The sequence below is a fragment of the Proteobacteria bacterium CG1_02_64_396 genome, assembly GCA_001872725.1.
Classification (GTDB): domain Bacteria; phylum Pseudomonadota; class MNWR01; order CG1-02-64-396; family CG1-02-64-396; genus CG1-02-64-396.
On record MNWR01000104.1, the window covers coordinates 1 to 12,323 of the forward strand.

The following is a 12,323-nucleotide window of genomic DNA, read 5'->3' on the forward strand; positions in this document are numbered from 1 at the left end:
CCGTCCTGATCAGATTGCTAGCATTGTAGGAGAGGTTCGTAATCCCGGAGAGGTTGACTTTAAAGAGGGGATGACCCTTTTCGATTTAATCCAACACGCCGGGGGGCCGACCAACGACACTTATATGGGACGGTTGGAAATCAGCCGACTCAACCCCAAAGGAAGTGAAAACACTCGCCGCCTGATTGTCCTTTCCGACATCCAACCCATCTTGGAGGGAACGCGCCCCTCCCCGCGCTTGGAGCCCCAGGACATCGTCACCGTGTTCAGTGTAAAACGCTTCCGTCCTGATCAGATTGCTAGCATTGTAGGAGAGGTTCGTAATCCCGGAGAGGTTGACTTTAAAGAGGGGCTGACCCTTTTCGATTTAATCCAACACGCCGGGGGACCGACCAACGACACGTACATGGGACGGTTGGAAATCAGCCGACTCAATCCCAAAGGAAGTGAAAACACTCGCCGCCTGATTGTCCTTTCCGACATCCAACCCATCTTGGAGGGAACGCGCCCCTCCCCGCCCTTAGAACCTCAAGACATCGTCACATTATTCAATGTGAATCATTTCCGGCCTGCCCAAGTTGTCCGAATTTCGGGAGAGGTTCGTAATCCCGGGGAGGTTAACTTTAAAGAGGGGATGACCCTTTTCGATTTGGTCCAATTTGCCGGCGGCCCCACCAATGACACGTACATGGGACGGTTGGAAATCAGCCGTTTGAACCCCCCAGGCAGTCTCGAAGCACGTAGTCTTTTGAGCATTCCACGTTTGGCTGATCTATTGGCGGGAAAAGGGCCGAATCCCCCCCTCCAACCTCAAGACGACGTGAAAATCTACAACCGTGCCCATTTCGAGCCCGAAGCTTCGGTCGGTATTCAGGGCGAGGTACTCAACCCCGGCAACTTCACCCTTATGAAAGGGATGCGGTTGCTCGATCTTGTCTATGCTGCGGGCCTCAAACGATCCTCCTACCTCAAATCGGTGGAACTGGGACGTACTTGGTTCGATGGCACCGAAATGAAACACGAACGCCGTAATATCGATCTTGAATTGGTCATCAAGGGGGACGAAAGTGCCAACCCCCTGCTTCAGGCCCGCGATTATGTTGTCGTCCGTCCCATCCCCGACTGGAAGGAGGATCGGACGGTCACTCTGCGTGGCGAGATTGTCTTCCCTGGAACCTACCGACTGGATGACAACGAAACCCTCGCCCACCTTGTTGAACGTGCAGGTGGGTTTACCGACGCCGCTTACCTGCCGGGCGCCATCTTCAGCCGCCAAGCGGTCAAAGCCAGCGAAGAATCGCGCAAACAGGAACTGATTCGGCTACAGGAATCGATAATTGCCGCCGATCTGCAGCAAACCCAGGCCAGCAGCGTTGCAGGAAATGACGCCAGTGTGCTCGACAGCAGGATGGCCACCGCCAAGATGCTGATCGAACGACTCAAATCGACCCCCATGCTGGGACGGATTGTTCTGCAGTTGCACCAGGACGGCACCGTGGAGGGAAGTGTTCGGGATTTGCCCATGGAGGATGGCGATACCCTGTTTGTCCCAAGTAAACCGGCTCAGGTTGCCGTGCTCGGCGAGGTCTACAACCCCACCGCCTTTATGTGGGACGAAGACCTCGATGTCGGCGATTATCTTGCACTGGCCGGCGGCAACACCGAACAGGCCAATACCGATGGTATTTATGTGATTAAGGCCAACGGCTCGGTGATTTCGGCTCATAGTCGCTTTTTCGGCATCGAGGGTTATTCCTTGGCGCCGGGCGATACTGTTCTCGTTCCTCAACTCCTCCAGGAAGAATCCTTTGTTTCCCAGGCCCTACCTTGGTCGACCCTGATGTACAACATGGCGGTGGCGGCAAAGGTTCTACTCGGCTTCTAAACCACGATGGCAAAGAACACAAAAAAGGCCGGGAATCCCCAGCCTTTTTTGTGTCTTTTTTGTGTCTGTAAAATGGTTCGACTCAGCCCAAAACCTCGACCGCCGCTGGTACCTCCGCCTCTAAATAGCGCCGCATACGCTTGAGCCCCTGGACCTCGATCTGCCGCACTCGCTCGCGCGAAACCCCGAGTTCCTCGGCCAAATCGGCCAAACTGCGCGGATCGTCGCTGAGCACCCTTGCCTCAATCACCAACCGCTCACGCTCGGGCAGAACGGTCAGAGCCTGCGCGCCCCACTGGCGAAAACGGGCACCGTCGAGGGTCGCCATGACCTGGACTTCGGGGCCTGGACCTTCATCCTCAACCGTATCGAGCCAGCTCGCTGATCCATCTTGGGTCAGCGGGGCATCAAGGCTGTAATCGCCCCCGTGAACCCGGCCGTCGAAGGTCAAAACCTCGTCGACGCCGATCTTGTGCTCTTGGGCAATCTGAGCGGCGGTGTCGTAATCGAGTTCGGAGATCCGCCGCCGCGCCTTACGTAGAGCGATGAAGAGGCCGCGCTGCAAACGACTGGTACCGATCTTCACCAGCGACCACGATTTGAGCACGTATTCCTGAATGTTGGCCCGGATCCACCACATGGCGTAGGTGGCCAGCCTCACACCCTTGTCGGGGGAAAACTTCGCCACCGCCCGCATCAAACCGATGTTGCCCTCTTGTACCAGATCGGCCAGCTTCAGGCCGTACCCCTTGTATTTCAGCGCCACCTTAACCACCAGACGCAGATGGCTGGTCACCAGGGCGTGGGCCGCTTCAACCTCCCCTTGGTCGATCCAGCGTAGAGCTAGGTCGTGCTCCTGCTGCGCCGAGAGCATCGGGTAGGTGTGGACCTCTCGGATGTACTGGGCCAAACCGGCATCATGGGCCAATAAAGCTCGCATCAATTGCTCCTTGAACTGTTTTGGAACGACCTTACAGGGACCGCTCCCCCGATAACGCTGGCACTCAAAGAGCGGAAGTGCCAAATATAGTTCCTAAACCTGCTCCAGCAAGCGGCATAAGATTGCCTCGGATCGGGTTATCGCGTAGAAATACGGCCTTTTTTTCCAGGCCCCTTCAACCTTTGCAGGACCGAATCATGGACTTAATGCCCCACGTCATGACCACCTACTCCCGGATGCCGATTGCCCTGTCGCACGGCACGGGGTCGCGTGTCGTCGATACCCAAGGCAAGTCCTACCTCGACTTTTTATCGGGGCTGGCGGTAACCAATCTGGGGCATGCCCATCCGGCGGTCACCGAGGCGCTGCGGGAACAAGCGGGCAAGTTGCTGCATTGTTCCAACTTGTTCCAGATTCCGGTTCAGGAAGAGGTCGCCGAGCTGCTCTGTGCCAACAGCTTCGCCAGTCGGGTGTTTTTCGCCAACTCAGGAGCCGAGGCCAACGAAGCGGCACTGAAGATCGCCCGCAAATGGCACGCCCTTGAGGGGACCGGACGCAGCGATTTCATCACCTTCGTCGGCTCCTTCCACGGACGCACCCTGGCCACCGTCACCGCCACCGCTCAGCCAAAATACCAAGAGGGGTTTGGCCCCCTCATTCCCGGTTTCTCGTACGCCAAGTTCAACGATCTGTCCTCGGTCGAGGCGCTGATTACCCCCAAGACCGCCGCCATCATGGTTGAGCCGATCCAGGGGGAAGGAGGCGTGGTTCCTGCCACGCCTGAGTTCCTCAAGGGGCTGCGGGCCCTGTGCGACCAACACGGCATTTTGTTGATTTTCGATGAGGTCCAAGTCGGCATGGGGCGGACCGGGCGGATGTTTGCCCACCACCTGTACCAGGTGGAGCCCGACATCATGACCCTGGCCAAGGCGCTGGCCAACGGGGTTCCGGTCGGGGCGATGCTGGCCCGCGACCCCGTTGCCCGCGCCCTCACCCCTGGTACTCATGCCTCTACCTTCGGGGGCAATCCCTTGGCGATGGCGGGGGCCAAGGCGGTGCTTGAGGTCATGACCGCCCCCGGCTTTATGGATCAGGTGCAACGACAGGGGGAGGCGCTGCGCCAAACCCTGAAGTCGATGCAAACCCGCCATGCCGTGATTAAAGAGGTCCGCGGCGCCGGTTTCATCCAGGGCTTGGTCCTGGAGGTCTCCTGCGCCGAAGTGGTCTCGCTGTGCCTCAATCGAGGTCTTTTGCTCAACTGCGCCGCCGGTAACGTCGTGCGCATCCTGCCGCCGCTCACCCTGAGCGACGCCGAAATGGCCGAAGGGCTCGCCATCCTCGATCAAGTTCTTTCCGACCTTTTTTGAGGCGACACCCCTCTGCCGTACCCAAGGTTTTCCCATGGAACGTAATACAATGCCGTATCCCGATTTCGACCGGACGAAACATCTCCTCACCGTAGCTGATCACCCCAAGGAGCAGGTTTTCCGCTGGATTGATCGTGGCATCGAACTGAAGAAGATGCGCCTTGAGGGGATCGAACACCGCCCCCTGGTCGGCAAGACTCTGGCGATGATCTTCGAGAAGGCCTCAACCCGGACCCGGGTCTCCTTTGAGGCGGGGATGCATCAGCTGGGGGGCCACGCCCTGTTCCTTTCGCCCAAGGATACCCAGCTGGGGCGAGGCGAACCGATTGAGGACACCGCCCGAGTCCTGTGCCGCATGGTCGACGGCATCATGATCCGCACCTTCGAACAAGAGACGGTGGAACGGATGGCCGCCTACTCCTCGGTGCCGGTGATTAATGGCCTGACCGATTTTGCCCACCCTTGCCAAATCCTGGCCGACTTGATGACCCTCAAAGAGCGGTTCGGCCACATCGACGATTTGGTGGTCAGCTGGGTCGGCGACGGCAACAACATGGCCCACTCCTGGATCTTCGCCGCCGCCCACCTCGGCTTCACCCTACGGCTGGCTACCCCCGAGGGGTTTGAACCCCAAGCGGAGGTCATGGCCTGGGGGCAGGAGCGCAATCCCTCGATTTTGCTGACGCGTGACCCTCTGGAGGCGGTGGCGGGAGCCCACGCGGTGACCACCGACGTTTGGGCCTCGATGGGACAAGAGGACGAAGAGGAGGAGCGGGCCAAGATTTTCGAGCTCTATCAGGTTGACGAAGAGGTCATGGAGCATGCCGGTAGCGACGCGGTGTTTCTGCACTGCCTGCCCGCCTACCGGGGCGACGAAGTGGCGGCGGCGGTGATCGACGGGCCGCAATCGCTGGTGTGGGACGAGGCCGAAAACCGGCTGCATGTGCAAAAGGCGGTGTTGGAAGATCTGATGGGGGGTAACCGCTAAGGAAGCGCTGATTTAATGGCGCTTCCGAGCAGCCCAGGGATGGGCCCCCAAAATGGCGCGCAGTCGTAGGAGGCGACCCCGTCGCCGAAGCGCTGCTGATTTTGCAAGCGAAGCCAAAACGGCGCCGCCTCAAGGCGCCTACTTTTGGTTTTGGCGCAGCGTGCCGATTCAAGGCAGGATGCCCTTAATCAGCGTTTCCCTAAGTTGTTCCTCGTTGAACGAGCACAAAAAAGGGCGCCCTTCGGCGCCCTTTTTTGTGCTGCCCCTTCCCTGCCCTACTCGGGCATGAAATCCCGGGCATTGAGTGCGCGCCCCGTTACCCCACGCGAAGCGGGGGAAAGCAAAAATCGGAAGATTGGCAAAATCTGCTCAGGGGGCGGATTGCGGTCGGGCATCTCGCCGGGGTAGGCCCGCTGCCGCATGTCGGTTTGGGTCGGTCCCGGATCGACCGCGTTGATCCGCACCTCGGTTTTTTCAAGCTCCTGCGCCCAAGTCTGGGTCAGCGACTCGACCCCGAATTTCGCCGCCGAATAGGCCCCCCACCATGCCCGCCCCTGCCGTCCCTGAGCGGCGCTGAGGTTCACGATGCTGGCCCAAGGGGCCTTTCTCAGCAACGGCATCAATACCCGGGTCATGGCAAAGGTGCCGGTGAGGTTCACATCGATCACCCGCCGCCAGTTCGCCAAATCGGTCCATTCAAGCGCCGTCATCGGCCCGAGCGCCGCCGCGGCATTCACCAAACCGTTAATCTGTGGGTGAAGCTGGCCGATGGCATCGGCGACCGCCACCAGCTTTTCGTGATCGCCCAGGTCGACATCGACCGCCACCGCCTGACCGCCGAACCCCTCGATGATGTCGAGCACCGCTTCGAGGCCCGCCCGTTTCTTCGCGACCAACACCACCGAAGCGCCCCGGCGTGCCAGATCCAGCGCAATCGCCCGACCGATGCCGCGCGAGGCGCCGGTCACAACAAACGCACCCCCCTCCAGACGCTCGTCGGGACCGGGGATGTGCCATTGGGGGTCGAAGGTGGTGGTGGTCACGTCTCAAGCCTCGTCTTCGTCGTGGTGGTTATGGTTATGCTCGCGGGTCAGTCGCAGCTCTTTTTGCAGGTAGGCGCCGCGTCGCATCAACAAAACGATCAAAATCAACATCAGTCCGCTCTGGATCAGGATCAAATACAGCGCCGCATGGCTGGCCGACTTGGCCAGCAGAGCTCCAAGTCCCAAGGCCAGTGCCATCAGCCAGATGATCCCCACCGTCGCCAGCCGGGAGAAACCCAGGGCGTTGACCCGATGGTGCAGATGGTCCTGGCCGGTGTAGGCGATCCATTCGTGGAAGTTGTGGATCAAATTGCGGTGAATGCGCGAAACGGTGGTGTAGAGGATGTCAAACAGAGGCAGCGCCAGAATCAGCAGAGGGGGCAGATAGGCGCGCAGGCGGTCCCCTTCGGCCCAATCGCCCATCACGCACAGGGCGGCGAGCATGTAGCCAATGAAAATCGAGCCGCCATCCCCCATGAAGGTCAGAGCCGGTTTGTCATAGCGGGCGTTGTAGGGCAGGAATCCCAAGCAGGCCCCCAGCAGGGCGGTGGCCAGCAGCACCATGTCGCTCTGCCCCCCCTGGTAGGCAACCAGGGCAAGCAACCCCGAGGCGATCACCCCCAACCCCCCCGCCAGGCCGTTCATGCCGTCGAGGAAGTTAAAGGCGTTGGCCGCCCCGATCACCCAAAGGATGGTCACCACCGCCTCGATCCACCAACCGACGGGGCCACCCCCCATAAACTCCAGCCGCACCCCGTAATGGACCAGAATCATACTAGCCCCAACCTGAACCCCTAATCGCAAACCGGCCGACAGAGAGTGCAGATCGTCGAGGACCGACACCGCCGCCACCAACCCGGCCGCGAGCACCACCCCCTTGAAGGGGTCGGTGAAATCGAAGTTGAACAGCAGGCTGCCGAAGGTTCCGGCGATGATGGCGATCCCCCCCAGACGGGGAATGGGGGTTTCGTGGATGCGCCGCTCCCCCGGGTGATCGATGGCGCCGCTGCCGAGCGCCAGGGCGATCATCCCCGGCATGAGCAAAAAGGTCAGGGCGAGGGCGTAGAGGGGGACCAGGATCCAGCCGGGGATTCCCAACCCCTTGGCCAGGGGACCGGCGCCGAACAGCACCACCCCCAACGCGAGCAAAACCCCATAACACCACTTGGACAGGGGGAAGGTTTGTCCGAACTCGACCCTCATCGGCGGCACCAACGCTGCACCGCCAGGATCACCCGACGCTGCTCCTCGTCGTCCAGGGCGGGAAAGCAAGGGATCGAAACCAAGGTCGCCCACCAACGGGCCGCGTTGGGAAAACGGGCGGCCCAGGCGGCGTCGATCTCGTGTCCCCGTTCTACCGGACGGGCGGCTGCCACCTTCTGGGTCGCCAGAAAGGCGATCAAATCGTCGGCGGCGGCCCGATGTTCGGCCTGTACCACGTAGCGAAATGGCAGATCCCCCGCGCCACGAGGGAGCGGGATCAGGCGGCTGTTAAATTTTATGGCGTCGAAACGGGCGGCGATGGCACGGCGCCGCGCCACAAAATCGGGCAGCCGTCCCCACTGAATTAAACCCAGCGCCGCTTCAAGGTCGTTCATCCGCGCCGATAGATGGGTGCGATCCATGGGCGCACGGTCGTTATGAATCAAAGATCGAGCTCGGTTCAGAACCCCTTCGTCGTCCCCCAGAATCATCCCGCCGTGGCCGCTGGCCATCACCTTGGTGGCATAGAAAGAGGCAACCGCAAACCGCCCCCGCCCCCCCAGGGGAGCACCGTCGAAGAAGCGGCCGCCGATGGCCTGAGCCACATCCTCGATCACCCCCACCCGCCCATTCAGCGATGCCCAAGGGGTCCAATCGACTGCCAGACCAAAGAGGTGGGGCAGAACCACGGCGCGTGTGTTTTCGTTCAGCACGGCGCTCGCTGCCCCAAGGTCGAGCTGGGGGGTATCCGATGCGGCGTCGGCCTCGACCGGGGTCGCTCCGGTCAGGGTGACCGCGTGATGCAGCGAGGTGCAGACGTAGGCGGGGATCACCACCTCGTCGCCCGGACCGACCCCCAGCCCCAGCAGCAATGCGGTTAGGGCGTTGGATCCCGAACTGGCCGCCACCCCGAAACGCCTGCCCAGCCCCTGCGCCACCAATCCCTCAAATTGCGTCACCTTGGGTCCCGCCGCCACCTGCAGAGATGCAACCGCCGCCGCCACCGCCTGCTCCTCTTCATGGCCAAACCAGGGGCGGCTGTGGGGCACCCAATCGAGTAGGGCCGCGCTCACGCTTGGCACCCGTTGGGGCGAACCTGCCAATGCCCCCCCAACCCCACCGGCAAGAGCATCCGCAGCGCCTCGAACCCCTCGGCGGCCGCCACCCTGGCCTGCACGCCCCGAAAATGGGCATTGGCGTGGGCGATTTGCACGATATCGAGCCCCTGCACCCCGCTTTTGTACACCTGGCTGGCGTGGGCCTTGAGGGCTGCAATCTTGAGCTCAAAGGTGTCGCTGATGTCGGAAAACAGGTGGGGATGAAAGTCGATGGAGGTCGGCCCCTCGAAAAAGAGGACCGAATGGGCATACCGGGAGGCCGAAACCACAGCCTGACTCAGGGTGCGGTGGTCCTGGTGGGTATCTTCAGGGTGGTGGGTGAAGATGAGGGAGGGGGCAAAGGTTTTGATCTGCGCCTCGACCTTCCAGATGAGGTCGGGACTTAACGGCAGCTCGGCGTCGGGGTAACCGAGAAACTCGACCTGCTCGACCCCCAGAATCGCCGCCGAGGCCCGCTGCTCGTCGCTGCGCTCCTGCCCTGAGCCCCCCCGCTCCCCGGCGGTGGCCAGCAGCAGTCGCACTGCGGCGCCGCTGCGCACCAGCGCCGCCAGGGTGCCGCCGCAGCCGATCTCGATGTCGTCGGGATGGGCCGCCACCACCAGCGCCCGCACCGCCTCGAAATGGTTCATACCTGCTCCTTGTCGCATCCCGACAGCAAGATCTCCAGGCTGGAGGGTCCACAGTTCATCATCAAATCGACCACCGACAGGTAGGGAACGAAGTCCCCGTGTAATTGCGCATATTCGGGGTGGCGGTAGTTGAAGAAATCGAGCCCCACCCCCGCCGCGTCAAAGGCCGCCGGTTCAAGGTAATCGCGCCCCTGCGGCCCCGACAGGTAGGTGGTTCCCCCCAGGGCGCGGGTCAGGTCGATCAGCCGCTGGGTCGGATCCTCGCTCACTGCACCCATACGGCTGGCGACATGCAGCGGGGTTTGGATCCCCAACCGTTCCATTGCCCAGGCCACGATGTCAACCGCAAGGGGGGCGAGCAGGGTATCGCCGCGCAGCAACAAGGGGGCAAGCCCCTCAAGAACCTCGTCGCAGAAGGGGGCCTTGGCGTAGGCCTGCTCCAGGGTCCGTACCGCCTTACCCCCCCAACCAGCGTTGGCGACCGGCACCTCGTCGATCCGCATGGGGAAGCGGTAACCGACCGGCACCGTCACCCAGATCGCCCCTTGGGGCCCCTTGATCCGATTGCGGTTCTGCCACTCGTTCTTGTGATACTGCACCGTATCGAGCAACACCATGGCGTCCGCCTGGGCGATCTTGGCGAAAAAGCCGAGCCAGGGCAGAAAGTTGGGTTGGTGGATGGTGACGATCACGGTGATCCTCCTACGGCGGCGAGCAGGCGATCCCACCAGCCCCAACGCGCTTTTTGGCCGTCGACTTGCACGGTGTTGGCCCGAACCTCTTCAGGGGCGCGCCAACGCAGCGGCTGTTGATAGAGACGGTCGAGCCGATTCCTAACGATGATCGACTCGATCTCGTCGATGTATTGCGGCCCCCGAGCCGAGTAGTGCTCCAGCCCCTGGGCCAGCTCCACCCCTTTGGGAAGGCGCCCCTGAGCCTCGATGTCGCGTCGCAACCGGCGCAGCGGCTCGTAACTGGGGTGGCGGTTGAGGTTGCGCATGTACGAGGCGACCGAGGCGGCCAGCGAGGGATAATAGGCGACCTCGTGGGTTGCCCCCTCGACCCGCTCCAGCGGGGTTAAACCGTAGCCCGCCTTGACCCAAACCCCGAAAAGATTGTTGGCCTGTTGGGCAAAACGGGAGGTCCCCCATCCCGATTCCAACGCCGCTTGAGCCAGCACCAGCGAGGGGGGAATCGGTCCCAGATGGGCCAGCAGTGCGTCGACCTGCACCGCCAGGATGCCCCTCTGTGACGCCCCTTCCGGCAACACCTCGTCGGCCAACATCGCCACCACCGCTTGGTCCCCCTCGTCCGTCCCCAGCCCCCGCCTTAAGCGGGATTGCAAATCGAGCAGCCACCCCCGCGCCGTCTCGATGCGCTCGTTTTCGCGCACGACCAACGGCAGCAGGGTGCGGATGAACACCGCCTTGCGCAGCTCGTTGGGAAGCTCGGCCAAATCGCTGGGAAATCGCACCACCGAAACCGGCAGCAAACTCTGATCGGGGGGGAGCAGATGCAACCCTTCGGGATCGCGGCGAAAGAGGTTTTCGAGCCCCTGACTCGACGCGGGCTGAACCAGCACCAGAGGAGGATCCAAATCGAACAGGGCAGTCAAGGGGTGGGGTTGCCGCTCGGGAACCACCACCGCTGCGGGGGCCGGCATCATCCAATACGAAAGACCCACCGAGCCCCCGGCAACCCCCACCGCCAGCGCCAGCGCCATTTTCAACAACAGGGAGGCGTGGCGCGTCATCGCGATCCCCTGGTCACGAACGGGTCAACCCAGCGCCTCGCTGGCAAAGGCCGCCAGTCGGGAGCGGACCCCCGCCACCAGAGTGACGTGGCCGGCGTGGGGCCAATCTTTAAAACGCTCCACCACGTAGGCCAACCCCGAGGTCAGGGCGCTCAAATAGGGGGTGTCGATCTGGCCGGTGTTGCCCAGCACGATCATGCGGCTCTCTTGCCCAACCCGGGTAATCAGACTCTTCATCTGGTTGGGGGTCAGGTTTTGCGCCTCGTCGACGATGACGATGCGCCGGGTGAATGTGCGCCCGCGCATGAACGACATCGACTTGATCTGAATGCGGGAGCGCAGGATCGCCTCGCTGGTCTCTTCGAATCCGGCCAGTAGCGCCAGGTTGTCCTCCACCGCCCCCATCCAGGGGCGCATTTTTTCCTCTTCATCGCCGGGCAAGAAGCCGAGCTCCTGCCCCAAGGGCACGGTGGCGCGGGTGACGACGATGCCGTCGAACACCTCTTTTTCGAGCGTCCATTCAAGTGCGGCGGCCAGAGTGAGCAAGGTTTTGCCCGAACCGGCCAACCCCAAAATGCTGACCAGATCGATGTCGGGATCCATCAGCAGATTCACCAGCATGTTCTGCTCCCGATTGCGGGCCTCGATCCCCCAGACCGAGGCGCCCCCGCCGGCGTAGTCGGTGATCCCCAGAATCTCGACCCCCGCCACGTCGATGGCGGTGATCCGACCGACGAACTCGCTCCCCCCCGCCTGACCGGGGAAGATCAGAAACTCTTGAAAATGGGGGGGGGGCAGATCGGCGGGCCAGGGGAAACGATACCGAGGGTGGCCCTGGTGAACATCGGCTTGAAGGGTGTCGCCCAGCGCCTCCCAGATCCCCTCGGGCATGGCGCGCCAACCGGCGTAGAGCTGCTGGTCCTCGTCGACCACCCGGTCGGTGCGGTAATCCTCGGCCTGAATGCCAAAGGCGCGGGCCTTGAGGCGCAGGTTGATGTCTTTGCTGACCAGAATGACGGGGCGGGGGGCATGGCGGCGCATGAGCTGAACGGTGAGCTCTAAAATCGCGTTGTCGTTGCTGCTGCCCAGGCGCTCCAGCCCCTCGATCCCGTCGGACTGGGGGAGCAGCACCCGCAAAATACCGCCGTCGGGCAACGGGGCACCGTCGCGCACCTTGTCGGGGGTGTCGAGCAGCTGATCGAGCATCCGGGTGGCGGTCCGGGCGTTGCGCGCCACCTCGTCGACCCCCCGTTTGTGCCGGTCGAGCTCTTCGAGCACCACGATGGAGAGGATCACCTCGTGGGCCCCAAAACAGGCGATGGCGTTGGGGTCGTGGATCAAAACGTTGGTGTCGAGCACGAAGATTTTGGCGTTGGGGCTCATGCAACCTCTCGGGT

Annotated in this window: 11 protein-coding genes; 3 read left to right on the forward strand and 8 right to left on the reverse strand. The window is 62.1% G+C overall.

Annotated features, from left to right (window positions below):
• The first annotated feature begins 70 nt into the window (after positions 1-70).
• Positions 71-1,885, forward strand: a complete 1,815-nt coding sequence (locus AUJ55_12305; GenBank protein OIO54080.1) for a hypothetical protein — start codon at positions 71-73, stop codon at positions 1,883-1,885.
• 82 nt (positions 1,886-1,967) lie between these two features.
• Here AUJ55_12305 and AUJ55_12310 read toward each other — a convergent pair whose 3' ends face one another.
• A complete protein-coding gene (locus AUJ55_12310) occupies positions 1,968-2,825 on the reverse strand; it encodes a hypothetical protein (GenBank protein OIO54081.1) in 858 nt (285 codons plus the stop codon).
• Positions 2,826-3,022: 197 nt separating this feature from the next.
• Here AUJ55_12310 and AUJ55_12315 point away from each other — a divergent pair, with 197 nt between their 5' ends.
• Both AUJ55_12315 and AUJ55_12320 read left to right on the forward strand, forming a co-directional pair.
• Complete coding sequence (locus AUJ55_12315) at positions 3,023-4,192, forward strand: aspartate aminotransferase family protein (protein ID OIO54082.1); 1,170 nt, start codon at positions 3,023-3,025, stop codon at positions 4,190-4,192.
• Between the two features lie 49 nt (positions 4,193-4,241).
• Positions 4,242-5,180, forward strand: a complete 939-nt coding sequence (locus tag AUJ55_12320) for an ornithine carbamoyltransferase (protein ID OIO54083.1) — start codon at positions 4,242-4,244, stop codon at positions 5,178-5,180.
• A gap of 275 nt (positions 5,181-5,455) precedes the next feature.
• Here AUJ55_12320 and AUJ55_12325 read toward each other — a convergent pair whose 3' ends face one another.
• The 7 genes from AUJ55_12325 to AUJ55_12355 are packed head-to-tail and all read right to left on the reverse strand — an operon-like array spanning position 5,456 to position 12,309.
• Positions 5,456-6,190 (reverse strand): hypothetical protein, encoded by a 735-nt coding sequence (locus tag AUJ55_12325; protein OIO54124.1) that lies wholly within the window; start codon positions 6,188-6,190, stop codon positions 5,456-5,458.
• A gap of 36 nt (positions 6,191-6,226) precedes the next feature.
• Positions 6,227-7,426: a hypothetical protein gene (locus tag AUJ55_12330; GenBank protein OIO54084.1), complete on the reverse strand. Its 1,200-nt coding sequence runs from the start codon at positions 7,424-7,426 to the stop codon at positions 6,227-6,229.
• A complete protein-coding gene (locus tag AUJ55_12335) occupies positions 7,423-8,499 on the reverse strand; it encodes a hypothetical protein (protein ID OIO54085.1) in 1,077 nt (358 codons plus the stop codon). The genes AUJ55_12330 and AUJ55_12335 overlap by 4 nt, the downstream gene beginning before the upstream one ends.
• Complete coding sequence (locus AUJ55_12340) at positions 8,496-9,173, reverse strand: hypothetical protein (protein OIO54086.1); 678 nt, start codon at positions 9,171-9,173, stop codon at positions 8,496-8,498. Before AUJ55_12340 ends, AUJ55_12335 begins: the two co-directional genes overlap by 4 nt.
• Entirely contained in the window at positions 9,170-9,865 is a 696-nt protein-coding gene (locus AUJ55_12345) for a hypothetical protein (protein ID OIO54087.1), read from the reverse strand. Before AUJ55_12345 ends, AUJ55_12340 begins: the two co-directional genes overlap by 4 nt.
• Positions 9,862-10,926 (reverse strand): hypothetical protein, encoded by a 1,065-nt coding sequence (locus AUJ55_12350; GenBank protein ID OIO54088.1) that lies wholly within the window; start codon positions 10,924-10,926, stop codon positions 9,862-9,864. Before AUJ55_12350 ends, AUJ55_12345 begins: the two co-directional genes overlap by 4 nt.
• Positions 10,927-10,950: 24 nt before the next feature.
• Complete coding sequence (locus AUJ55_12355) at positions 10,951-12,309, reverse strand: hypothetical protein (GenBank protein OIO54089.1); 1,359 nt, start codon at positions 12,307-12,309, stop codon at positions 10,951-10,953.
• Between the last annotated feature and the right edge of the window lie 14 nt (positions 12,310-12,323).

Coding starts and splice junctions, on each gene's coding strand:
- AUJ55_12305 (OIO54080.1), top strand. CDS start 71: ATGACCCTTTTCGATTTAATCCAACACGCCGGGGGGCCGACCAACGAC.
- AUJ55_12310 (OIO54081.1), bottom strand. CDS start 2,825: ATGCGAGCTTTATTGGCCCATGATGCCGGTTTGGCCCAGTACATCCGA.
- AUJ55_12315 (OIO54082.1), top strand. CDS start 3,023: ATGGACTTAATGCCCCACGTCATGACCACCTACTCCCGGATGCCGATT.
- AUJ55_12320 (OIO54083.1), top strand. CDS start 4,242: ATGCCGTATCCCGATTTCGACCGGACGAAACATCTCCTCACCGTAGCT.
- AUJ55_12330 (OIO54084.1), bottom strand. CDS start 7,426: ATGAGGGTCGAGTTCGGACAAACCTTCCCCCTGTCCAAGTGGTGTTAT.
- AUJ55_12340 (OIO54086.1), bottom strand. CDS start 9,173: ATGAACCATTTCGAGGCGGTGCGGGCGCTGGTGGTGGCGGCCCATCCC.
- AUJ55_12350 (OIO54088.1), bottom strand. CDS start 10,926: ATGACGCGCCACGCCTCCCTGTTGTTGAAAATGGCGCTGGCGCTGGCG.
- AUJ55_12355 (OIO54089.1), bottom strand. CDS start 12,309: ATGAGCCCCAACGCCAAAATCTTCGTGCTCGACACCAACGTTTTGATC.